Consider the following 23,509-nt stretch of genomic DNA (forward strand, 5'->3'; position numbering starts at 1 on the left):
CCCGGACTCCTGCTCCTTGATCATCCCGATGATCTGCGCCTCGGTAAAACGGCTCTTCCTCATGCGTCTGCTCCTTCTCGTGGGCAGACTCTACATCAGAATGAGGGACCTTTCGGGGGGCAGGTCATCGAGAATGCACAACTCATTCGGCAGGTGCGCGAAGCCAATGAAACACTGGAGCGCCGGGTCGCCGAACGAACCGAGGAACTGACAAAGCTTCACGAAACGCTGCGCCAGTCGCAGAAAATGGAGGCTATCGGCCAGTTGACCGGTGGTGTCGCTCACGATTTCAATAACCTGCTGACCGTCATCTCCGGGGCAACCGAGATGTTGCGAAAGCCGGATCTGTCCGAAGAGAAGCGCGTCAAATATCTCGATGGATTGACCGACACGGTCAAGCGCGCGGCTACGCTGACCGGACATCTTCTGGCCTTCAGCCGCCGCCGCGTCCTCCAGCCCGAGGTTCTGGACCTCAACATCCAGTTAGATGCTTTTGGCGAAGTCCTCTCACGCTCCATTAGCAGCAATATTGAGATTGTGGTCGAACCCTCCAATTTGATTGCGCGGGTGGAAGTCGATCCAACGGAACTCGAGACGGCCATTTTGAACGCGGCAGTCAACGCGCGGGATGCCATGCCGGAAGGTGGCACTCTGACCATCAGCATCCGGGAACATTCACTCGGAAAAGATGATGCCGTCGCGATCGAGATAACCGACACCGGAACGGGAATGACACCCGAGACGATCGAACGTGTGTTTGAACCTTTCTATACCACCAAGCCCGTTGGACAGGGAACAGGGCTTGGACTGTCCCAAATCCACGGCTTTGCGGCGCAGGCCGGCGGCACCGCGGAAATCCTCTCAAAAGTGGGCGTGGGGACCACTGTGCGGCTGATCCTGCCCACCGTCGACAAGCAGCCGGGCCCATCCGGTCATGCTCGCGGCGACGCGCCGCTCCCGCCCGGTTTGAGAATTCTGCTGGTGGAGGACAATGAACAGGTTCTGGATTTTGCGTAGCAGTTACTGGTGGATCTCGGGCTTGAGGTCGTGACGGCGCATAATGGTGCGGAGGCATTGCGCGTTGCTCAGGAACAGGATTTTGACCTGGTTTTCAGCGATGTCGTGATGCCCGGCTTGAGCGGTATCGATCTGGCCCGGCAGCTCCACATCCGGGCGCCCGAAACGCCCGTCCTGCTTGCGACCGGCTATAGCGAGCAGATGGTGGGCGAAGGGACGGCGCAATTCTCCGTCTTGGCCAAGCCGTATGGTGCCGAGACGTTGACGAGTGCAATCCATAGTCTGCTGGGGACGCCGGCGGTGCCCACCTAAGTGCCGCCGGCGTCGCCGGGCAACTTCATCCGTTCACAATGATTCCGCCGTTGGGGTGCAGGACCTGACCCGTCATGTAACTGGCATCCTCACAGGCCAGGAACAGGAAAGCAGGTGCAACTTCGTTGGGTTGTCCCGGCCGCCCCATCGGCGTGCTTTCACCGAAGTGCTCAAGCTTCTCGGGGCTTGCTCCGCCGCAAGGGTTGAGCGGTGTCCAGATGGGACCAGGAGCCACGGCGTTCACGCGAATTCCGTGCTCGATAAGGTTCTCTGACAGCGACCGTGTGAAAGCCGTGATGGCGCCCTTCGTGGAGCTGTAATCAAGCAGTTCCTTGCTGCCCTGATACATTGTCACGCTGGTGCAGTTGACGATGGCGGCGCCCCTTGAAAGGTGTGGTCTGGCCGCTTGGGTCAGAAAGAACATTCCGAAGATATTGGTCTGAAAGGTTCGGCGCAGCTGGTGCTCGGAGATGTCGGTGATGTCCGCATCAGGGTGCTGCTCGCCGGCATTGTTGACGAGAATGTCGATGCGACCGAAGGCCGTCAGGGTTTCTTCGACGATCAGATTGCAGGCTTCCTTGATGCCGACGTCGGCCCTGATTGTGATGGCGCTGCGCCCCTCCGCTTCCACGATCCGCCGGGTTTCCTGGGCATCGTCATCTTCCAGAAGATAGACGATCGCGACGTCGGCGCCTTCACGCGCATAGAGGGCCGCAACGGCTCGCCCGATGCCGCTGTCAGCGCCCGTGACGATCGCGACTTTGCCGGTCAGCCGGCCTGAGCCGGGATAGCGCGGTTGCCATTCGGGCTTCGGCTGCAGGAAGCTTTCGTGTCCGGGCAACGCGTCTTCGTGAATCATATCGGCAGTCTGGCTCATGACGGTCTCCTTGTAGTGACCTAACGAGCGATGACTGCGGGCGGTTCTGCTTCAGACGCGCTGCGCTGCGCCTTTAAGGCAAGATGTGACGATTGAGGGACAAGTCGGTAGCGACAGATGCCGAAGCCGGCGCATCATGGACGGCAATGCTGTTGTCCCTCACCCGCCAGCGCCCGAAACAACGCCGACGCTCGCTCGTTCCGAATGGGCAACAACAACAAGCGTGGCATTCGGCATGAGATGGATCGCCCTTGGTGCATTGTTTCTTCTCCCAGCCTGCCACGGGCTCCCGCAGGATCCGGAAGATACGCTGGAGAACGTCAGAACGGCCCGGCAGTTCAGAGTGGGGCTGGTCGCAGGCACACCGGACACCTTGGAACTGCGGCGCCTGCTTGGCGAGATCGAGCGGCAGACTGGCGCGCGCCCACGCATCGCGGGCGGTGCGTCAGAAGCCCTTCTCACCGACCTCTCCGAAGGAAAGACCGATCTTGTCCTGGGCGCATTCGCCAAGGATAGCCCATGGAAGACCAAGGTGGCTTTTACTCCCCCGCTGCGAAGTACGGGGTCCGGTAAACATGCGATCGAAGTGAAAGCTGCCATGCAAAATGGCGAGAACAGCTGGATCATGTTAGTCGAGCGCGCATCGCGCAAGGTATCGCAATCCGCGAGGGAACGATGAACAGCAGTCTGCCAGATGAACTGCGCGGCGTCATGCGCGAGGCAATCAGGCTCGAGTATTGGAACCTGTTCTGGACAGCCACGATCATCGTCGCGATGGGGCTGGTGCTGGGTCAGAGCCAAACCATGAAAACGGCCTGGGTCGAGGATACCCTCGGCGTCGTCCCGCCGATCATGTTTCTCATCGCCGCAAAAATGGAACTTAAGGGCCGCCGGTCGAAGAAGTTTCCCTTCGGGTTCGAGCGGGTGAACGGCCTCGGCTTCTTCGTGGCCGCAGTCGCTCTCACCGCGGTCGGGCTTCTCCTGCTCTACAATGCGGTTGTCGCGCTGACGGCCGCCGAGCATGCGTCCGTCGGCTCGATCGTGCTGTTTGGAAAAGACGTCTGGCTCGGGTGGCTGATGATCGCCGCGCAACTCTATTCCCTTGTTCCTCCCATGCTGATCGGTCGCAAGGAACTGCCGCTCGCCGAAAAGCTCAACGACAAGCTTCTGCATACCGACGCTTTGATGAACAAGGCCAACTGGTTGACGGGCGCAGCGGGCCTTGCCGGTATTATCGGTCTCGGGCTTGGCTGGTGGTGGGCCGATTCCGTCGCGGCTGCCATTATCTCTCTCGATGTGATCAGCGATGGCATAAAGGCCTTGCGCTCCGCGACCGCCGAACTGGTCGACGGATCGCCCCGCGCTCTATCAAGCCCCCGACTTTCAGAAGATGCGCAGGAATTGGAAGATCGTCTGCTTGAGGAATTTCCCTCGGCCACAATCCGGCTGAGAGAAACCGGACGATTGATCCGGGCTGAGGTCCACGGTGTTCACCCGCCTGCCGAGCACAGGCATCCTCGACAGTATTGGCCCAAGGAAAAAAGCCGTGCCTGGCGGCTCGCCCAGGTCAGCTTCATTCCACCGGTGGGTGACTGAGGCAGCGCCGTCCGACCGGATTTCCTCGTTTAGCGGCGCTGTGGTGGCGAAAATATCCCGCGCTCGCGCCCGCACCTTGCCACCGCGGGCCGACGCTTTCCGGCGGCTCCGCCGCCGATTTCCCGTCCCCTTCCGACCGTTGAGATGTCATTCATCTCCGCTTGCGTTCACCTCAAATTTCGTCAGAGCGAGCAGAAGGCCCGTGACGCTTCCGCACAAATCAGGCACATACGGCTGAGCGACCCGATCGGATCGAGGGGGTGATGAGGGACAAAGTGCCAACGACGCTTGCAGGAGATATTGAAGTGCAGGACCTGAGCGTACCCGACGAGCTCAAGACGTTTTTCGAGAATTCGCCGATAGCGCTCGCCCTCGCTCATCCTGACGGAGACCATCCGCTGGCGCTGGTGAACCGCAGGTTCGTGGAACTGACCGGCTACGCGTCTTCGGAATTGATCGGGCACAACTGCCGCGTGCTCCAGCGCGATGCCGACGAGAGTGAAGCTCGGGCCAAGCTGCGCGCCTTCCTGGAAGACGACCTGTCTCCCAACGTGCGCACCCCGATCCTCAACTTCCGCAAGGACGGAACGCCATTCGTCAACCTGCTCTACATGTCGCGGCTTCGCTCTCTTGCAGGCGAGACACGGTATATCTTTGCGTCGCAGTTCGACGTCAGCCGGGCCCAGCCAGAGCGTCTTCAGGGTTATGATCGGGAACTGAACCAGACGCTGACCAGGCTGAGCCCCGTTGCCGCGGAAAGCGGGATCATCGTCGAGGGAACTTTGACCACGATTGCCAATTCGGCCGCGATCATTGCGCAGGCCAAACTGACCCTTGCCAACCTCGACGACAGTTCGATCCTTTGAGCGGAAACGACAAGCCTGATGATGTGGCGTTGCGGTCTGAGGGCACGTCTCCGATAGCGGTGCCGGTGGTCGGAATTGGTGCTTCGGCCGGTGGGCTTGAGGCGCTGCGTGAGATGCTGTCGGCTGCGCGCTTACCCACCAACATGGCGTTCGTGATCGTCCAGCATCTCGATCCGAATTATGAAAGCATGCTCGCGCAGTTGCTCGACCGGGCCTGCCCGCTCGATGTGCTGCAGTGTGAGGGGGGTGAAACTTTGTTGCCCGACCGGGTGTACATCATTCCGCCCGGTCGGGGGCTGGTCCTGCAGGAGGGCAGGCTGCAACTGACCGAGTTCGCCCAACCGCGAGGGCTGCGTCGGCCGATCGACGACTTCTTTATCTCTCTGGCAACAGACCAGCAGGCGAATGCAGCCTGCGTCATCCTATCGGGGACCGGGGCCGATGGATCCACGGGCCTGCGCGCCATCAAGGAGCATGGTGGAGTCTGCGTCGTCCAGCAGCCCGAAACGGCGCGCTACGACGGCATGCCGGTCTCGGCAGTTGGCACGGGTCTGGTGGATTACGTCAAGCGCCCGGCGGACATAATCGACTGCCTTTCCGCATTCTTCGCACGTCGCAGTGGCGAGCCTCGCGAGCAGCAGGCGGAACTCGTCGCCGATCATGTCGATGACCTGTGCGGCACGCTGCGGTCGGCGGTGGGGCACGACTTCTCCGGCTACAAGCGTTCAACGCTCGTGCGGCGCGTGGAAAGGCGGATGCACGTGCTGTCCATTGCGTCAGCGCGATCCTATCTGGACCGCGTACGCAGCGATCCTGTCGAATGCGAGGCGCTGTTTCGCGACCTCCTGATCAACGTCACGCGCTTCTTCCGCGATCCCGAGATGTTCGAGGCTTTGCGAACCAAGGTCATCCTCCCGCTCTTGCGCAACCGCGAGACCGACGAGGAAGTTCGCGTCTGGGTGCCGGGCTGCTCCAGCGGCGAGGAAGCCTATACGCTGGCCATGCTCTTCGCCGATGCCGCACGCGAGAACGGGTTCGCCAACCCGGTGCAGATTTTTGCGACCGACATTGATGAGCAAATGCTGCAGATCGCGCGCGAGGGCAGCTACCCTGCTTCCGCGCTTGCCGACATTCCCAGCCCCTTGCGCGAACGATGGACGAACCCGCATGGCGAACGCTTCTCGATCGCGAACCAGATCCGCGATCTCATTCGATTTTCCAATCACAGCGTAGTCAAGGATCCGCCGTTTTCCCGCATAGATTTGGTATCCTGCCGTAACCTTCTGATCTACTTCGATGACCGCTTACAACAGTCCGTCATGCCGATCCTGCATTACGCGATCCGGCCCGGCGGCTACCTGTTCCTTGGTCCGTCGGAGAGCATCGGCCGTTTCGATCACCTGTTCCCTCCAGTCGACCATCACGCCCGCATCTTTGAACGGGGCGCTGGTAGCCCAAGCTATCCGATCGATCTTCCCGCCAGCGACCGAAATACCCAGCGGCAGCGTCAGGTGTCGAGCCGGGTGGAGGGCGGACGCAGGGCCGCAGAGAGTGAGATCGCCATCCAGCGGCTGACGGAACTCTACGCACCGCCCTCAATGGTGCTGAACCAGGACGGCGCGGTACTGGCTGCGTACGGAAAGTTGAGCCGCTACTTCGACTTTCCCGTAACCCGTACCGGCGGCGCTAACGCCATTTCACTCGCAAAGCCTGGACTTCGCGACGTGCTGGGGCCGCTTGTGCGCCAGGCGCGTGACGGCAAGAAGCGCACGATCGCGCGGGAAGTTGAGGTCAAGTCGGACTACGGCCTGCAGCCGATCGAAGCGGTTTGCGAGCCGCTGCCCGATGGTACGCTTCTGCTCGTATTCCGCGACCGCGCGCCATTCCGCCCCTTCGATGAGCATGATGCCGCGGAGATCGAGGACGGCGACGACCACATGGAGGCGCTGGAAGAGGAACTGCGCCTTACCCGCCACAAGCTGCGGACGGCGGTCGAGGAGCTGGAGACGGCGAACGAGGAACTCAAGAGTTCCAACGAAGAAATGATGTCGATGAATGAGGAGCTCCAGTCCACGAACGAGGAGTTGTCGACCGTCAACGACGAGCTCAAGAGCAAGGTCGACCAGCTTACCGTTGCAAATTCTGACCTGCGCAACTTCTTTGAATCTACCGACCTTGCCGTGATCGTTCTCGACCGCAACCTGCGCATCCGGAGCTTCACCGAGGCCGCGACCGGTATCTTTCCGCTGCGCCCCACTGACCGGGGGCGCCTGCTCGCAGACGTCGCGACGCGGCTCGACGACAACGGATATCTCGACGATGCGCTTCAGGTCGCCGAAACCGGAGAATCTCTGCAGCGCCGGGTCCACACGCGCGAAGGGGGACGCACGCTGGCGCTGCGCGTGCTTCCCTATCGTACGCAGCACGGAGGGGTGGACGGCGCCACACTGGTTCTGACCGACATCACCGTAGCGCTGCTTATGGAAAGCGATCTTGCTGCCGAGCGCGAGCGGCTCGACCTTGCGATCACGGCGGGTGGCATCGGCGTCTGGGAATATTGCGAGAAGACCGGCGAACTCATTCCCGATGGCACCAATCGCATCCAGTTGGGCTTGCCGGCCAAAGGCGAAGTGACGGTGGCGGATGTGCTCTCGCGCATCCACGGCGATGACCGTACTGCGGTCGAGGATGCCTTGCGCCGCGCAGCATCGGGTGCGGAAGACTTCGCTGTCACGTTCCGCGTGCCCCAGCAAGAAAAGGACGGAGCTGTTTCCGACCGCTATCTCAAAAGCTTCGGACGCACGATCGGGGGTTCGAACCCGCTGCGCATGGTTGGGGCGGCAATCGACATCACTGCCGAATACGCCCTTGCCGATGCGCGCGGCCTGATGCTGCGCGAAATGAACCACCGCGTCAAAAACCTCTTTGCGGTGGTCAGCGGCATGATCGCTGCGGCGAGCCGAACTCACGACGATGTCCAGAGCCTGTCGCTGGACCTGCGCGAGCGGATTTCAGCGTTGGGCAGCGCGCATTCGCTGGCTGCCCCGGCCGGCGAGCCGCGACCGATATCATTGAAAGACCTGATTGAAACGACGACTGCTCCTTATTCGGGGCAAGCAAATATCGAGATCGATGGCCCTGACGTCACGGTCGAGCGCACCTCCCTTTCCTCGCTGGCGCTGATCCTGCACGAATGGACGACCAATGCGGCAAAATATGGCGTGCTGGGCGCACGACCCGGCAGCCTTTCGATCACATGGGCGTTACGCGATCGGACCATCTCGTTGGAATGGACCGAAGCAGGCGAGAATGAGATTGATGTGACGGAAGGCAAGGGATTTGGGACGTTGCTTGTTGCTACGTCGGCCCGTCAGCTCGGCGCGAGTATCGAACGCACCGTGGAAGGCGGCAAGCTGGTACAGCGGATGGAATTGCCTGGCTCGGTGATTGCCGGATGACTTGCGCTGTCCTGATCGTTGAAGATGAATTGTTCGTGGCGCTTGATCTGGAAGACACTGTCGAAGCGCTCGGATACTCCATTGCAGGCACATGCGGAACGCTTGCCGGCACTTTGGCCGCGATCGAGCGGCAACTTCCGACGTGCGCCATTCTCGATGTTCGCTTACCGGATGGCGAGGTGTTTCCTGCCGCCGACGTGCTCAGGGACGCTGGTGTGCCGCTGATCTTCCATTCCGGCCATGCCGACGAAAATCAGCTGAAGACCCGCTATCCCGACGCCCAGGTCTACTCAAAGCCCTGCTCCCCTAGCCGCCTGCGCGAGGCCCTGCTGCGCGCGGCAGCGTGATCATCTTCAGGCTCTATCGGGCGCGGTTCTAAAAGACGTTTCCGTTCTGCGCATGAGCATCGCGCATCACGCGCACGAGGTCGTCGAGCGAATAGGGCTTTTGCAGCAGGGGAAACCCGTGCCGCATATCATCGGCAAGCACGTGGCTGTATCCGCCGGTGAGTACCACTGTCAGGCCCGGCCAGCGCGCCCGGATGCGTCGGCATAGCTCTACCCCGTCCACACCGGGCATGACGACGTCGGAGAACACGATGTCGATCTCATCGTGTTCGGCCTCGAGCACGGCTAGCGCTTCGCGCGCGTTTCCGGCACGGCGTGCCGTGAAGCCCAGGTCGGCCAGCAGTTGCGCAGCGAAGTCCCCTACCTGCTGATTGTCCTCGACGATAAGGATCCTCGCGTCAGTGACCATGGCAGGTCCCGTCAAGTCCGGGGACGTGTCGTCGACGAGTGCCGTCGATCGGGGTAGGTATAGGCTGAAGGTCGTTCCGCGGCCCATTTCGCTTGTGACGGCGATCTCGCCGCCCGACTGCCTGGTGAACCCATAGACCTGGCTCAGGCCGAGGCCGGTGCCCTTGCCCACTTCCTTCGTCGTGAAGAAAGGTTCGAACACACGGTCGATGTGTTCCTGCGGCATGCCCGATCCAATATCCGTGACCGAGACCTTCACGAAATCGCCTTGCGCCGCTGCATGACCGCGGCGGGCTGGGATTGACCGTGCGGTGTCCACGCAGATGGTGATCCGGCCCTCGCCGTTCATTGCATCGCGTGCATTGACCGCCATATTCACCAGCGCCGTCTCGAACTGGCTGGCATCCACTTCGACGAAAGTGGGATCGCACAGAGAAAGGACATCAATCTCGATGCGCGAGCCGACCACGGTGCGCAGCATCTCCGAGACGCTGGCCACCTTTTCGGCGGGGTCGAATACTTCCGGCCGCAAGGGCTGACGGCGGGCAAATGCGAGCAGCTGGCTGGTGAGCTTGGCCGCCCTGTCGGCTGTCTCCGAGATAGCGTCGATGTACTTGCGCTGCTTTTCGCGCGGCAACTCCCGCCGGGACAGCAGTTCTGCTGACGAGCGAATGATCGTGAGGAGGTTGTTGAAATCGTGCGCGACCCCGCCGGTCAGCTGGCCGATCGCCTCCATTTTCTGCAGCTGCCTGATCTGGTCCTCGGAAGCCATGAGTTCTCGAGATCTTTCCTCAACCCGGATCTCAAGGGTTTCGTTGAGCTGGCGAAGAGCCTCTTCCGCAATCGTGCGGTCAAGCAAATCCGCGGCCTGTCGCGCGAGAATGTCCAGCATCCGCAAATCGCGCTCGCTGGGTTCATGCGGCTGCGCCCAGTGCGTGGAGATCATGCCAAGAAGCTTGCCGCTACGCGAAATGAGGGGCGTGGTCTGAGCCGAGCGAATTCCGGCCTGCCGAAATGCAACCAGATCCTGGGTCCCTGCGATATCGGCCCATTCTTCGAAATCAGGGACGATTGCGCGTTGGCCGAACTTCAGAGCGAGGGTGCAACTGCTGTATGCGGCAGGCTGGACCCATTTCCAGAATTCGATGGCGTGCTCAGGTAAGCCGCGATGAGCGAGCAGTTGCAGTTCACCGTCATGGCCTGACGGGTCTCCGGCAGGGCATAGGAGTTGCATTGTGCCAAACTGAGATCCCGCGATCGCGACCGCAGCCTCGACAATCTTACCGTAAAGTTCGAAGCGGTCCTGTTCACCGATCAATGTGACGCTGATCTGATGGAGCAGCTCGATATCGGATAGGTTCTCCTGTGATCGTCCGGATATCCCCTCGACGGTCTGGATCGCCAGATTGCTTTTTGCCGACATCACGAACTTGCCCCCACAGCTTTGCTATCCCACTGCATCAAGGTGCAATACGCGCAAAGGGCTTGTTGAGTTCCTAGGTCACACATCTGGCACATCCGGTCTCCGGCGCAATGCTGCGGCTAGAAGATGCGAAGACACGGTGCCTCGGAACGACCGTTCTAAGACATTCAGCCGCCAATTTTACTCTCCCAGGTGCGGACCGGCAGCTTCCTCATTCTGGTTGCCTTGGACTGGCCGATTCCAGAATGACAGGTTCCGGCGATATAGCTAGTAATTGCCGCCCTTCCCGATCTGAATGACTGACCGGCTGACGCCGGCAGGATCACGAGGCGGGGTTCAAGCCAGTATCTGATTGAAGTCGGAGGGGTTCCTCCTCGAAAGAGGACTTTAAACACCTAGGCAATGCTCCTACCGCTCCAGCTTGGTCGCCAGGATCACGCTGGTGCTGGTCCGCTCGATCCCTTCCAGGATGCCGATATCGTCGATCAGGTCGTTCAGATGGCGGCTGTCTTCTGCCTCCAGCATGGCAATGATATCATATTCGCCGCTGATCGCGTGGACGGCCTGCACCCGCGCGATATGTTCCAGCGCGCTTTCCACCTCGCGATGCCAGCGCGGGGCGGTCTTGATCATCATGTGGGCGCGGATACGGCCTGCGGCATAAGCCTCGCCCAGCCGCACGGTATAGCCCGCGACGATGCCCGCCTCTTCCAGCCGGGCAAGGCGCGAGTAGAGCTGGCCGCGCGGGATCGTAAGTTCCTTGGCTAGTTGCGCGATCGGCAGGCGGGCGTCCCGCCGGAGCAGGGCCAGCAGGCTTTCGTCGGTTTCGTCAAGCCGGACGCCGGATTGCAAGTCAATCTCCCGGTCGTTCATCCGCGTAGATCGCCGTTGCGGCCGTACCGCCTTCGGCAATGCGCCCACGATACATGCCAAGGTCGTTGATGGCAAACGCAGGGGTGCCGTCCGGCCCCATGGCGATCAGCCCGCCGTCGCCGCCGATCGCGCCCACCGCCATGATCGTCGCCTGCGCGGCCTCGGCCAGCGGCTGCTTCAGATAGCCGACCCGGTCGCAGACTTGCCGCGCAGCGCTTTCGCGGATGAAGTATTCGCCCGAGCCGGTGGCGGAAACCGCGCACTGGCCGTTCTTTGCATACGTACCCGCGCCGATGATCGGCGAATCGCCCACCCGGCCCCAGCGCTTGCCGGTCATGCCGCCAGTAGAGGTGGCGGCGGCAAGGTTGCCGTCCGCGTCCAGCGCCACCGCGCCTACGGTGCCGAACAGGTGAGTGCGGTCAAGCGCGGCCTGACGCGTCTTTTTCCACGTCAGGAACTGCTGCCAGCGCGCCTCGGTGCGGAACCATGAGGGATCGACCTGCTCCAGCCCCTGATCTTTCGAAAAGGCATCGGCGCCCGCGCCCATCAGCATCACGTGCGGGCTATGGTCCATCACTGCGCGCGCCGCGTCTACCGGGTGGCGGGTGCGGGTGACCCCCGCCACGGCACCGGCTTTCAGCGTGGCGCCGTCCATGATCGCGGAATCGAGTTCGTTGCGACCCTCGGCAGTGAACACTGCACCGCGCCCGGCGTTGAACATCGGGTCGTCCTCCAGCACCCGCACCGCAGCTTCGACGGCGTCGAGTGAGGCGCCTCCCTTGTCGAGCACTGCCGCGCCCGCACGCAGGGCGGCATCCAGACCGGCGCGATAGGCCTTTTCCTTGCCAGGCGTCAGGTCGCCGCGCTCGATCACCCCGGCGCCGCCGTGGATGGCGAGCGACCAGAGCGGCACCTGCACCAGCGAGCCGCCCGTCACCGCATAGTTGCGCACGAACGTCGGCGCATCGACCTTGCCCGAGGGCAAGTGCACGACAGAGCCTGCACCGATTCCGGTCACGCGCACGCGATGGGCCTGCAGCGGCCCGCTGGTCGCTGTGCCGCGCAGGCCGTCCCCGTTGACCAGCCATGCGCCGCCATCGGGCGCGGTGGCGTAGATGCGCCCGCTGCCGTCCGCCTCCACCGCGATCGCTGCGCTTTCATCGACGCCGAGGCCGAGCAGCGCCGGATCGTCCGGCGCCCGCCCGACCTGCGCCTTGGCGAGGAAGGCAAACAGGCGCCCCAGCCGGTCGCGCTCCTTGAAATGAGTGTCGGTGATCACGCCCTTGAGCGCGGCGAGGTGGAGGAAATCGCTCTCGATCGTGTTGGCTGACCCGTGCGGGTCGGGCAGGGCCTCGGCGCTGGTGATGCTGCCGCCGTCCATCGCGCCGTAGAGCTTCTCGCCCAGCATCGCGAGGCCCGCGCTGGTGCCGCCCAGCGGCTTGCCCGCCGCGACATGGGCATCCAGCGCCTCTGCCACGGGGGTGCCGCGCCAGTACCGGACATAGCGCGACTGGTCGCCGCCCGCGATGAAGATGCCGTCGGCGCGGCGCAGCGCGGCGATAATCTTCGGATCGTAGGCGGCCTTGCGGTCGGTAAATACGAAGGTCTCGGCAGAGCGGATGCCGCCGATCTGCTTGTAGAATTCCTCGCCGATCTGGCCGCCCAGCGAGGCGCGCAGGATGACGATATGGCCGCCGCCCGCATGGCCGAAGAACCACTTCATGGCATCGTTGTTGCGATCGCCGCCGCCCATCAGCAACAGCCCGCCTTCGTGCGTCGTGGCGGCGGACGCATCGACATCGCCCAGCACGTAATGCTTATATCCAGGCGCGGCGAGCGCAGGCGCGGCGGCGAACAGGGCACCGGCTCCGGTACCGAGGAAGAGAGCACTGGCGAGCTTGCGGGGCGAGGAGAACTTCATCCGTAAGGCCTTTCGGGACAATCGACGTCCCGAAGGACCTGCGACATTTTGCGCACTGAAAACTGCAATATGTGGCAACAAAATGTCAAACTGATTGAGAATTTCCGCAAAATGTGGTTTCTCAAGCGAAAGGCCGGGTAATGGGGCACGCAGGGGGCGGGTCCGCCACCGGCTCATGGGGGCTCAATGAATTCTGGTTCGCGCCGTCGCCGTCAGGTTCTGACGCTGGGTTGCAGCATCGCCGCGATGTGCTCGCCCGCACTTGCCATGGCGCAGGAACTCGGCACCGCGCCCGAGCCTGCCGCGGAAGAAAGCGGCTCGATCATCGTTACCGGATCGCGCATCCCGCGCGTCTCCAGCGAAGGGCCCGCTCCCGTCACGGTGATCAATTCGCAGACGATCCTGCAGAACGGCTACGCCAGCGTTCCCGACATCCTGCGCGCCGTCACCCAGAACGGCGGCGAGACGCAGAGCCAGCAGTCGTTCAGCGGCGCCAGCTTCACCCCCGGCGCGCAGCAGGTGGACCTTCGCGGGCTTGGCCCCAACCACACGCTGGTGCTGGTCAACGGTCGCCGCATCGCCGACTTCCCGCTGCCGTTCCAGGGCCGCAGCAACTTCACCGACATCTCGAACATCCCGGTCAGCCTGATCGAGCAGGTCGAAGTGCTGAGCGGCAGCGCGTCCGCCATCTACGGCTCGGACGCGATCGCGGGCGTCATCAACTTCAAGCTCAAGGACAAGGTGGACGGAACCACCATCGACTATCGCCACGGCCGCACCGAGCACGGCGGCGGCATGTCGCACCGCCTTTCGGTGACGAGCGGCTGGTCGACTGACCGCTTCCACATCGTGGGCGGCGTTGAATACATGCTCCAGCGTCCGCTGTGGGCCTACCAGCGCAAAATCCAGGACAGCACGGCGGACAACCCGACCACGTCGAGCACGCTCGCCCGCCGTACTTTCCTGCGCTACGATCCCGATGCGGACGAATACGTCGATCCGGGCGCCTCGACCTGCGCGGGCCTGTCCTATCTCAACGGTGGCTCCACCTATTACGCCTCGCGTCCGCGCTACGGAGCCTACGATGACAATCTTGAGGATTACGGTCCGGGCTACTTCTGCGGCAGCAACACCTCGATCGGCTATGGCACTGTGCTGTCGCGGCGCGAAGGCTTCAACAGCTATGCCTCGGCCGGATATGAACTGTCCGACAAGGCGGAGCTGTTCATCGACGCGCAGTTCGGCATCAGCAAGGTGGCGCTGATGTCCGACGTGCTGGACTGGGGTTTCCAGAACAGCTCGGGCAGCAGCGACACCACGTTCTACAACGCCTACGACAATCGCCTCGATGACTGGTATCGCCAGTTCACGCCCGAGGAGTCGGGCGGTTTTGCTAACACCATGACCCGTAACCGCCAGACCACGTTCAGCGTGACGCCGGGCATCAAGGGCAAGCTGTCGGACAAGTGGTCCTACGAGGTCTCGTTCAACCACAGCGAATACCGCGCCAAGGTGGAGTTCCCGCAGGTCATCGCGTCGAAGGCGAACGCGCTGTTCTTGGGCGAGCAGATTGGCACCGACGAGGACAGCGGCTATCCGATCTTCGACGCCGATCCCTCGCGTCTCTACACACCGCTGACCCGCTCGGAATACGACAGCATCACCGCCTACTCGGTCTATCGGCCCAAGAGCTGGACCGACAACCTGCAGGCCACGCTGACGAGCACCAGTCTGTTCGATCTGCCTGCGGGGCCGGTCGGTTTCGCAGTGGTCGCCGAAGGCGGCAAGCAGGGCTACGATCTCAACCCCGATCCGCTGGCGCTGACCGACTATTATTATGGCCTCAAGGACAGCGACGGCCACGGTTCGCGCAGCCACTGGGCGCTGGGCGGCGAAGTCCGCGTGCCGGTGACGACCTTCCTGCAGCTGTCGGGTGCGGCGCGCTATGACGGTTTCCGCTTTGCGGGCAACACCATCGGCATGCTGACCTACAACGGCGGCGTCGAGATCCGCCCGATGTCCACGCTGTTGCTTCGCGCCGCCTATGGCACCGGCTTCCGCGCGCCCGATCTGCATTACGTCTTCACTGGTCCGGGCAATACCCACCCCTCGGGCACCGATTACTACCTGTGCCGCACCGAGGAGCCGGACGAGGATATCGGCGACTGCTCCTATTCGGACGAGGGCATCGTCGCCCAGCGCAACGGCAACCGGAATCTCAAGCCCGAGACCAGCAAGTCGATCAATGCCGGCATAGTCTGGCAGCCGCATCGCATGTTTGACGTTTCGGTCGATTACTTCCGCGTCTCGCTGTCGAACCAGGTGCAGGACCTTTCGATCGACCAGTTGCTGCGCGACGAGGCCGACTGCCGCATCGGCGAGACCAATTCTGGCAGCGCGGTCGATATCAATTCGCCCACCTGTCAGGATGCGCTTGCCCGTGTGCACCGTTTCACCAGCGGGGTGAGCGAAGGTGAACTGGACTCCGTCTCGGTCAACCCGATCAACATCGCGCACGAGAAGACCAGCGGCATTGACGTGGCGATCCACGCCAACCTGCCGACTGCTGACTTCGGCACTTTCTCGCTTTCGGCCTCGCACACGCATGTGTTCAAGCACAGCTTCCGCCAGTATCCGGGTGACGCTTCGATCAACAAGTTGGCCTACGACAGCGGCTATTACCTGCCGCGTGACAAATCGACCGCAAGCGTGACCTGGAACCTCGAACAGATGACCTGGACGGTGTCGGGAACGCGGCTGGGCAAGCTGCCCAACTATGACGAGGACGCCTATATCAAGGCGAGCTACCTGTTCAACACCAGCGTCCAGTACGACTTCACCGACCACTTGCGCGGCTCGCTGACAGTGAACAACGTGCTCGATACCAATCCGGTGAAGGACAATACCTACGCCAGCTATCCCTATTATGACATCAGCTGGTTCGACAGCGTCGGCCGCTCGATCTATCTGCAGATGACGTGGAAGCTGGGCGGGAAGGGCTTCTAACCCTCCATTCTGCCCGAATAAGAACTAGTCATCCCCGCGCAGGCGGGAATCTTGGTCAGCAGGGGGTGATTAGGGGCAAGCCGGTGCTCACGACGTTTGCCGACAAGGCGGAACCGCGCACCGCTGGACCAAGTCAACCGCCAGTTCCATGTCCCGGCGCCGGACATGCTATGAATCTCCGACCTAACGCTGGGCGGGGTTCGTCTACGTCGCCTTCGTGATCGATGTCTACGCCCGTTACATCGTGGGTTTTCGAAGGCGGTTGCATCTCCTGAGCCATGTGCGGGTTCCGGATGCTCGCTTGCGCCGCATACTGGGCACGGGTGCCCCAACTTGCAAGCGCTGCGCGAGAACGCTTGCCTGCGCTGAAATAAGCACGCCTTCGCGCGTCTCAGCCGCTGTCGCCGCCTCGTCATGACGGGCCTACGCATCGAGCGCGGTTGCTGCAGCCTTTTCGCGGGCACTCTGCGCCAGTTCGACCGCTTGCGTGGCATTTGCAAATGCGCGCGCCCCGTCGGACTCACCCTTGCCTGAGCCTGGCCGAAGATCGCTTGCGAATGCGCCTGCCTCGCGCGTTCGAAAACCAGAAGGGCAGCTTTGTGGTCGGCTTGACGTTCGCCAGCATCGAACAAAACCTGCTTGTGGCGGCTCAACTGGTCGATCTTGCGCGCGAGGTAGTCGATTTCATGTTGGCGTGACCAAAGATCGCTGAAGGCAGCGCTCGCGGCCGATGTATCCTCGCTTGCTTCGCTTGCGGCAAGCTTGGCTTCCGTGTGTGTCGAAACAGCTTCTTCGTGACGCTTCGCAGCATAGGCAACACTGGCGTCGAGGTCTGCCATGCGGCGCGCCAATTCCGCTTGAGACTGGCGGGCGACCTAAACATCGGAGGCGGGCCTTACGAGGGCTGACCAATGACCGGTTTCGGCGTCACCAGACGCTTCCGGTAATGGCGGCGACCGGTAGCAATGTCCCAAGCCCTGCCTATCGCAATCGACCCAACGCAGACACTCGGCTTTCATTTCGAAACTTCAATGTGCCGACCGTCAGCTATATCTCGCGGCTGTCGCTCGGAGCTGTGCAATAGCGCCATCGGCAGGAACCGCTCGCTGTGAGGGCAGCGAAGCTTGCTTCTCTAGCGTATGATCCGCAACATTCTCTCTGTCCCGATGTCGCACCCGATTTGTCTCGCCAACGGAGACATGAGATGCGGACGGTTCGCAATGCTCGGGGAGCGAACCCTATGTTGCAGGCGACGACGAGCAGCGAGTGCTGTCGATCCAGTCTTTGGCGCTCTCAAAGCGCATCATTGCCCCTGAAACGAAGCGGATCACAGCTGGGCAAGTATCGTCGCCCCGCATCGAACCGAACTACGCCTCGCCCTCAAATCGCCATAGCCATCTGCGGCATTGCCCTTAACCGCCCCACGTCGCGGACAGGTGGGGCGCCGAAGAGGCGACGATATTCGCGGCTGAACTGGGAAGGACTGTCATAGCCAACGCGGAAGCCCGCCTCTGCCGCATCAAGCCGGCCGGCTAGCATCAGCGCCCGCGCTTCCTGCAACCGCAGCTGCTTTTGATATTGCAGCGGAGTCATGGCGGTGGCGTGGCGGAAATGATCATGGAAGCTCGACAGGCTCATGCCGGCAAGGGCGGCAAGGTGTGGTCCGCTGAATGGTTCGCGGAAATGGGCCTTGAGCCAGGCGATCGCTTTGGCCAGCTGGCTGGTGCGGCTTTCGCCGCTGGCTATCGCGCGCAGGACGCCCGCGCCCGGCCCGGTCATCAGCCGCACCAGCAATTCCCGCTCGATGAGCGGCGCGAGCAGCGGCGCGTTCGCCGGATCGCCGAGCAGCGCCGTCAACCGCGTCGCCGCGTCAATCAGTTCAGGTGTCATCGGGTGCAGCGTCATCCCACCCCTCCCCTCCGTGCCTGCCGGCAGAGGCGGAAGGGTTAACGCGATCTCCGACAACAGGGCGGGGTCGAGATAGAGGCAGAAGCAGAGATAAGGCGCGTCCGCGCTCGCCTGCGTCACAGCGCCTGTGATGGGTAGATCGAGTGAGGCGACGAGATAGCTGGCAGGGCCATAGTCGATCACCGCATCGCCCAGCAGCACGCGCTTGCTGCCCTGCGCGATGATGCACAGCGCCGGACGCTGCACCATATGCACCGGCTCGCCACCCCGGCCCGAGCGGACCAGCGTGAGCCGAGCGATGGGCGTGTCGATGATGCCGTCTCGCTCCGCGTATCGGGCAATCTGCTGAGCCAGTTCTTGATGCGCCATCAGCGCCTCTCCCAAAGCAGTCGGTACGATCAGCCTACACGGCTTATAGAGACCGATCCAGCGCGGCGCTATAATTCTGGAATATCGTGCAATCATCCCGGATGACCGTTCTACCTCCTCACGACCAGATAGCGCCATCTAAGGGGCATCGGATCTATGGTTCGGTCCGTCTGAACAGGAGTGACTATCATGACTATCGAGGACAAGGTCATCGCGATTACCGGCGCCAGCAGCGGCATCGGCGAAGGCACGGCGCGGCTCCTGGCGGCGCGCGGCGCGAAACTGATGCTGGGCGCACGCCGCACCGACCGGCTCGCCGCGCTTGCGGAGGAACTGAACGCAGCCGGAGGCACGATCGCCTTCCGGTCGTTCGACGTCACCGACCGCGGCGATTTCGAGGCGTTCATTGCCGCGACCGAGACCGAATATGGCCGCGTTGATGTGCTGGTCAACAATGCGGGGCTGATGCCGCTGTCGCGCTTCGACAGCCTGAAGGTTGACGAATGGGACCGTATGATCGACGTCAACATCCGCGGTGTCCTGCACGGCATAGCCGCCGCCCTCCCCCGCTTCAAAAGCCAGGGCAGCGGCCAGTTCGTCAACATTTCTTCGATCGGTGGCTATGCCGTGTGGCCGACCTGCGGCGTCTACAGCGCGACAAAATATGCAGTGCGCGCCATCTCGGAGGCGCTGCGCATGGAGCATGACGACATTCGCGTCACCATCATCGCGCCGGGCGTCGTGGAATCGGAACTGGCCCACACGATCACCGATCCGGTCGCGGCGCAGGCCATGGTCGATTTCCGCTCCATCGCGCTCACCCCGGACGCGATCGCGCGCGCCATCGCCTATGCGGTGGAGCAGCCGGCGGATGTGGACGTTAATACGCTGATCGTCCGGCCGGTTCGCTCAACAATCTGACGAGGATGGGGGCATTCGCATATTGCCCCCACAACCCGGCAGCCGGCGAATTGGAGCATTAACCATCGGAGTAACGTGATCGTCGAATTTAAACTTGTAGAAAGAGCTCATTCCCGGCGCTCGCCGTGCATCGGCCGACGGTGGTCGCTAGCGGCCAGTCCGCACTCGGGGAGTGGAAATGGGCGGCTGAATATCTTCGATGGGTCGGCGGCGGGAAGGCGACAATGGGTCGGATCCTCACATGTCATAATGCAGGCATTTATGCTGAGATCGCCAATCTAAAAGGATTATCCTGATGCTCGACGGCCCCCGCCTCGCCACGCTTTCCGGCACGGCCCTCACCGGATTGGTGGTCCTGCTTCATGGATACGGCTCCAATGGCGAAGATCTGATCTCGCTGGCGCGCATGATCCAGCCCGCCTTGCCTGATACGGCCTTTGTGGCGCCGAACGCCCCTTCGCAGATCCCTCACATGGCAGCCGCTTACCAGTGGTGGCCGATCGAGACCTTCTCGATGGCGGAACGTGCGGCCGGCGCGGCGGCTGCGGCGCCGGCTCTCGATGCTTTCCTTGCTGCAGAACTCGAAGCGGCCGGGTTGACCGGCGACCGCCTGCTACTCGTCGGGTTCAGTCAGGGGACGATGATGGCACTCCACTTCGGGTTGCGCCGGAAAGAAACCGTCGCCGGGATCGTCGGGATTTCGGGCATGCTGGTCGCACCGGATTTGCTGGAAGCGGATATCCGCAGCCGCCCTCCGGTCCTGCTGATCCACGGTACGCAAGACGAGGTCGTACCGTTCCGTTCCATGGATCTGGCCAACGCCGCACTCACGGCAGCCGGCGTGCCTGTCGAGATGCACGTCTCGCCAGGGCTGGGCCACAGCGTCGGGCAGGATGGCCTCGAGGCAGCGGCGGCATTCGCCCGGACGGTCATCGGCTAGACCGCGCAATCCGACCTCACAGCGCACCTCTGCCCTCGAACGGCGGCAGATTTCATGTGCCCGCTATGACATCCATCTCAGCGAGAACATCTTGCGACAGGCGCAGCCTTTCGGCCACCAGGTTTTCCGTCAGATGCGCGACGCTCGAGGTGCCCGGGATCAGGAGCAGGTTGGGCGAACGTGCCAGCAACCACGCCAGCGCAACCTGCAACGGGCTGGCTTCAAGCCGCGCCGCGATCCGGGACAGCGCATCCGACTGGATCGGGCTGAACCCGCCCAGCGGGAAGAACGGGACGTAGGCGATCCCTTGGATGGCCAGGTCTTCCACCAAGGCGTCGTCGGCACGGTGAACGAGATTGTAGTGGTTCTGCACACAGACCACCGGCGCGATCGTCCGCGCCTCGGCCACCTGCGCAGGGGTGACGTTGCTGAGACCAAGATGCCGGATCAGTCCTTGTTCACGCAATTGCGCAAGCGTGGAGAACTGTGCTTCGAGCGATCCTTCGCTCGGCGCGTGGACATCGCCCATCAGCCTCAGGTTGACGACTTCGAGCTGCTCCAGGCCCAGATTGCGCAGGTTGTCGTGCACCGCCCGCGTCAGTTCGGCGGGGCTTTGCGCCGGGAGCCACGCGGCATCGTCGCCACGTACCGCGCCCACCTTGGTCACGATGACCAGATCATCGGTATAGGGATGCAGCGCTTCGCGGATGATCTGGTTGGTGACGTGCGGTCCGTAGAAGTCGCTCGTGTCGATATGGTTGACCCCGGCCTCTACTGCGGCGCGCAGGACCGCAATGGCGGCGGCGCGATCGCGCGGCGGGCCGAACACGCCAGGCCCTGCAAGCTGCATGGCGCCATAGCCCATCCGGCTGACGGTACGGTCGCCGAGTTCGAAGGTCTTCGCGGGTGCAAGATCGGTCATGCGTAAATCTCCTGAAGGTGCGACCAGGCATATGGACCGGTTGCCAACGATCGATAAGCCGTGCAGTTCAGCACAGGCTGTGCGAGAATATGCACAATGGCGACTGAACTCGACGATCTATCGGCTTTCGTGGCGGTGGCCCGCGCGGGCGGTTTTCGCGAGGCCGCGCGGGTATCGGGCGTTTCCGCATCCGGTCTCAGCGAAGCGCTTCGGCGGCTGGAGGCGCGGCTGGGCGTGCGCCTGCTGCATCGCACGACGCGCAGCATCTCGACCACCGAAGCGGGCGCCCGGCTGTTCGAGCGCCTATCCCCCGCCCTTACCGAGATCGATGCCGCACTCGACGCGGTCCATGCCGAAACCGATCAGCCGGCCGGCACCCTGCGCCTCAACGTCCCGGCGAATGTCGCGAGAACTATCCTTCCCGGCATCCTGACGCCATTCCTGAAGGCGCATCCCCAGATTCGGGTGGAGGTGACCGTGGAAGACAGCTTCGTCGATATCCTCGCCTCCGGCGCCGACGCCGGTATCCGCTACGAGGAACGGCTGGAGCAGGACATGATCGCCGTACCGATCGGGCCACGGTCGCAGCGGATAATCACGGCGGCGGCTCCGGCCTATCTCGATGTCCATGGCCGCCCCGCGCATCCCCGCGACCTTCTTCACCACGCGTGCCTGCGCCTGCGCTTCTCCAGCGGCGCGCTGGCCATCTGGGAATTCGAGCGCGGCGACGAAGTGATCCGTATCGACCCGCCCGGCCCTCTCCTTATCCAGCCCGGTTCGGCTTGCGACCTGCTGGTCGAGGCCGCGATGGCAGGGCTCGGTGTCATACGGCTCTTCGAGGACTGGCTTGCCCCGGCCATGCAGTCAGGGGCCCTGGAACGGATACTCGACGAATGGGACGAGCCGTTCTCGGGGCCGATGCTGTATTATTCCGGCCGCCGCCAACTTCCGCCTCCACTCAGGACCTTCATCGACTTCACCCGGAAGGAGCCAGCGGCGCCGCAAGCGCAAGGCTAAGACCGTCCGCTTGCAGCAAGATTTGCAATTAGGGCCTTCGCCCGTACTGATCTGAATGACCTTGACCGGTCGGCAACTACCCGAACCGGACAGGCAGCACCTAAGACTGAAAAATTGGCTGCTGAGCGGCCGGAAAGGGTCGGCACCTCCCGTCGCTCAATTGTTTGCCGGATATGGCTCTTTCTTCAATGTACCCAGCGACCAGCCCCAGGGCCGTCACGCATACTTCCGACCAACCGCACCGGTCTGGGAGCGATCAAGGGGATTTCCAGCTCGCAGACGAGCCGGAAATCATGTCATGTCGGCATCAAGAGCCCAGCGTCTTCACCAGCAGTTCGGCCAGACGAAGTCCCGCCTGTTTGAGCCGATATGATGCGAGGTAGTAATTCTTCGTCTCGTAGTCGGCAGGAAGCGTCTTGGCGGCGGATGGGCAGGTGATGCCGGTCCGACCACCACAGGCGACGACCTTATAGGCATCGTTTGCGCTGGGCGTTACCGGATCGATGAAAATGTATTTCTTCGACAGGTTGCGGCTTTCCACGGCCCAGTCACGCGGAGTGAGGCCGGTGGGCGGCGCGAGCGAGGCATCGTCCCAGAGCTGCCGGCCCAACTGGATCGCGGTCAGGCCGTGCTTCTTGACGATGGCGTAGTCCCATACGGAATGGACATCGGTGGTCGTTGCGGCGCCGTTTGCGTCCACATTCAACACTCCGCCCGGAATCACCACCTTGTCCTGTGCGCCGCCTGGCTCGGAACCATGCAGGGGCTGGTGAAGATCGCCGACCAGGTGGAGCAGGAATTTCACCGCTTCCTGCCGCTGCTGCCTGGTGTTGGCGGTGTTCTTGAGGATGCCGGCATAATAAGCGATCGCCTTGTCGGCGCAGCTGATTGCGGGCTGATCGGCAATGCAGGCGGGATCCGACGCCTGAGGTACAGCGCCCAGAACCGGGATACGGACCGTGTGGATGAGGTTGGGATAGGATTCGCGCACGTCGTCCGCCCAGCCGGCCACGGCTTCGTCGTAGAACTCGGCTCCGTCGAGCAGTTCGGAAATCGTATTCCACACGGCGCGATTGTCAGTCTTGAGCTTGGCTTCCGCGACAAAGCCAATTGCCGCATGCCCGGTACGCGTCCATGCCTGCGCGGGCGTCGCCGTCATCAGAAGGGCAACCAGCGCAGCGCCGAATGGCTGCTGCAGCCATTTCGTGATCTTCAGCATCGATCCACCTGTCCATAGCGAGAGGGAAAATCGATCCATCACGGCAGGCAAGCATCGCCGCCGCCGGGAAGGATCGCTGGATAGATGCCGAGGGGAACGGATATCCTCC

Annotated in this window: 19 protein-coding genes and 1 pseudogene; 13 read left to right on the forward strand and 7 right to left on the reverse strand. The window is 62.6% G+C overall.

Annotated elements, in window-relative coordinates; translation table 11 throughout:
• Positions 1-246 precede the first annotated feature (246 nt).
• Positions 247-1,017, forward strand: coding sequence for an ATP-binding protein (locus V2S85_RS24590; protein ID WP_330705445.1), 771 nt, complete (start codon positions 247-249; stop codon positions 1,015-1,017).
• A 9-nt stretch (positions 1,018-1,026) separates the two neighbouring features.
• Positions 1,027-1,329, forward strand: coding sequence for a response regulator (locus V2S85_RS24595; RefSeq protein WP_330705427.1), 303 nt, complete (start codon positions 1,027-1,029; stop codon positions 1,327-1,329).
• 25 nt (positions 1,330-1,354) lie between these two features.
• On the opposite strand, the gene V2S85_RS24600 is transcribed toward V2S85_RS24595, so the two are convergent.
• Entirely contained in the window at positions 1,355-2,206 is an 852-nt protein-coding gene (locus V2S85_RS24600; RefSeq protein WP_330705428.1) for an SDR family oxidoreductase, read from the reverse strand.
• A gap of 136 nt (positions 2,207-2,342) precedes the next feature.
• Here V2S85_RS24600 and V2S85_RS24605 point away from each other — a divergent pair, with 136 nt between their 5' ends.
• The 5 genes from V2S85_RS24605 (at position 2,343) to V2S85_RS24625 (ending at position 8,473) form a co-directional block, all read left to right on the forward strand.
• Complete coding sequence (locus tag V2S85_RS24605) at positions 2,343-2,885, forward strand: hypothetical protein (RefSeq protein ID WP_330705429.1); 543 nt, start codon at positions 2,343-2,345, stop codon at positions 2,883-2,885.
• Positions 2,882-3,802 carry a cation transporter gene (locus tag V2S85_RS24610; protein WP_330705430.1) on the forward strand — a complete coding sequence of 307 codons (921 nt, stop codon included), beginning with the start codon at positions 2,882-2,884 and terminating at the stop codon, positions 3,800-3,802. The genes V2S85_RS24605 and V2S85_RS24610 overlap by 4 nt, the downstream gene beginning before the upstream one ends.
• A 263-nt stretch (positions 3,803-4,065) precedes the next feature.
• The gene (locus V2S85_RS24615; protein ID WP_330705431.1) at positions 4,066-4,668 is read left to right on the forward strand and encodes a PAS domain-containing protein; all 603 of its coding nucleotides are present in this window, start codon (positions 4,066-4,068) and stop codon (positions 4,666-4,668) included.
• A complete protein-coding gene (locus V2S85_RS24620; protein ID WP_330705432.1) occupies positions 4,665-8,126 on the forward strand; it encodes a chemotaxis protein CheB in 3,462 nt (1,153 codons plus the stop codon). The genes V2S85_RS24615 and V2S85_RS24620 overlap by 4 nt, the downstream gene beginning before the upstream one ends.
• Positions 8,123-8,473 (forward strand): response regulator, encoded by a 351-nt coding sequence (locus V2S85_RS24625; RefSeq protein WP_330705433.1) that lies wholly within the window; start codon positions 8,123-8,125, stop codon positions 8,471-8,473. Before V2S85_RS24620 ends, V2S85_RS24625 begins: the two co-directional genes overlap by 4 nt.
• Positions 8,474-8,501: 28 nt before the next feature.
• Here the strand turns inward: V2S85_RS24625 and V2S85_RS24630 are convergent, their stop codons facing one another.
• From V2S85_RS24630 to V2S85_RS24640, 3 genes are all read right to left on the reverse strand, one after another.
• Positions 8,502-10,304, reverse strand: coding sequence for an ATP-binding protein (locus V2S85_RS24630; protein WP_330705434.1), 1,803 nt, complete (start codon positions 10,302-10,304; stop codon positions 8,502-8,504).
• Positions 10,305-10,712: 408 nt separating this feature from the next.
• The gene (locus V2S85_RS24635) at positions 10,713-11,156 is read right to left on the reverse strand and encodes an Lrp/AsnC family transcriptional regulator (protein WP_330705435.1); all 444 of its coding nucleotides are present in this window, start codon (positions 11,154-11,156) and stop codon (positions 10,713-10,715) included.
• Position 11,157: 1 nt separating this feature from the next.
• Positions 11,158-13,098, reverse strand: coding sequence for an isoaspartyl peptidase/L-asparaginase (locus V2S85_RS24640; protein ID WP_330705436.1), 1,941 nt, complete (start codon positions 13,096-13,098; stop codon positions 11,158-11,160).
• 186 nt (positions 13,099-13,284) lie between these two features.
• Here V2S85_RS24640 and V2S85_RS24645 point away from each other — a divergent pair, with 186 nt between their 5' ends.
• The 3 genes and pseudogenes from V2S85_RS24645 (at position 13,285) to V2S85_RS24655 (ending at position 16,802) form a co-directional block, all read left to right on the forward strand.
• Positions 13,285-16,104 (forward strand): TonB-dependent receptor plug domain-containing protein, encoded by a 2,820-nt coding sequence (locus V2S85_RS24645; protein WP_330705437.1) that lies wholly within the window; start codon positions 13,285-13,287, stop codon positions 16,102-16,104.
• A gap of 50 nt (positions 16,105-16,154) precedes the next feature.
• A pseudogene (locus V2S85_RS24650) lies at positions 16,155-16,360 on the forward strand (IS3 family transposase); the annotation flags it as partial.
• Between the two features lie 301 nt (positions 16,361-16,661).
• Positions 16,662-16,802 carry a hypothetical protein gene (locus V2S85_RS24655; RefSeq protein WP_330705438.1) on the forward strand — a complete coding sequence of 47 codons (141 nt, stop codon included), beginning with the start codon at positions 16,662-16,664 and terminating at the stop codon, positions 16,800-16,802.
• A gap of 682 nt (positions 16,803-17,484) precedes the next feature.
• Here V2S85_RS24655 and V2S85_RS24660 read toward each other — a convergent pair.
• The gene (locus V2S85_RS24660) at positions 17,485-18,381 is read right to left on the reverse strand and encodes an AraC family transcriptional regulator (RefSeq protein ID WP_330705439.1); all 897 of its coding nucleotides are present in this window, start codon (positions 18,379-18,381) and stop codon (positions 17,485-17,487) included.
• Between the two features lie 189 nt (positions 18,382-18,570).
• Here V2S85_RS24660 and V2S85_RS24665 point away from each other — a divergent pair, with 189 nt between their 5' ends.
• A complete protein-coding gene (locus V2S85_RS24665; RefSeq protein ID WP_330705440.1) occupies positions 18,571-19,302 on the forward strand; it encodes an SDR family oxidoreductase in 732 nt (243 codons plus the stop codon).
• 295 nt (positions 19,303-19,597) lie between these two features.
• A complete protein-coding gene (locus V2S85_RS24670) occupies positions 19,598-20,242 on the forward strand; it encodes an alpha/beta hydrolase (RefSeq protein ID WP_330705441.1) in 645 nt (214 codons plus the stop codon).
• A 52-nt stretch (positions 20,243-20,294) separates the two neighbouring features.
• Here V2S85_RS24670 and V2S85_RS24675 read toward each other — a convergent pair whose 3' ends face one another.
• Positions 20,295-21,164 (reverse strand): aldo/keto reductase family oxidoreductase, encoded by an 870-nt coding sequence (locus tag V2S85_RS24675; RefSeq protein ID WP_330705442.1) that lies wholly within the window; start codon positions 21,162-21,164, stop codon positions 20,295-20,297.
• A gap of 96 nt (positions 21,165-21,260) precedes the next feature.
• Between V2S85_RS24675 and V2S85_RS24680 the strand changes: the two genes are divergently transcribed.
• On the forward strand, positions 21,261-22,181 hold the full coding sequence (locus tag V2S85_RS24680) for a LysR family transcriptional regulator (RefSeq protein ID WP_330705443.1): 921 nt from the start codon (positions 21,261-21,263) through the stop codon (positions 22,179-22,181).
• A 307-nt stretch (positions 22,182-22,488) separates the two neighbouring features.
• Here V2S85_RS24680 and V2S85_RS24685 read toward each other — a convergent pair whose 3' ends face one another.
• A complete protein-coding gene (locus tag V2S85_RS24685) occupies positions 22,489-23,400 on the reverse strand; it encodes a S1/P1 nuclease (protein ID WP_330705444.1) in 912 nt (303 codons plus the stop codon).
• Positions 23,401-23,509: the final 109 nt, after the last annotated feature.

Source organism: Novosphingobium resinovorum (assembly GCF_036352595.1).
GTDB classification, from domain to species: Bacteria; Pseudomonadota; Alphaproteobacteria; order Sphingomonadales; family Sphingomonadaceae; genus Novosphingobium; species Novosphingobium resinovorum_B.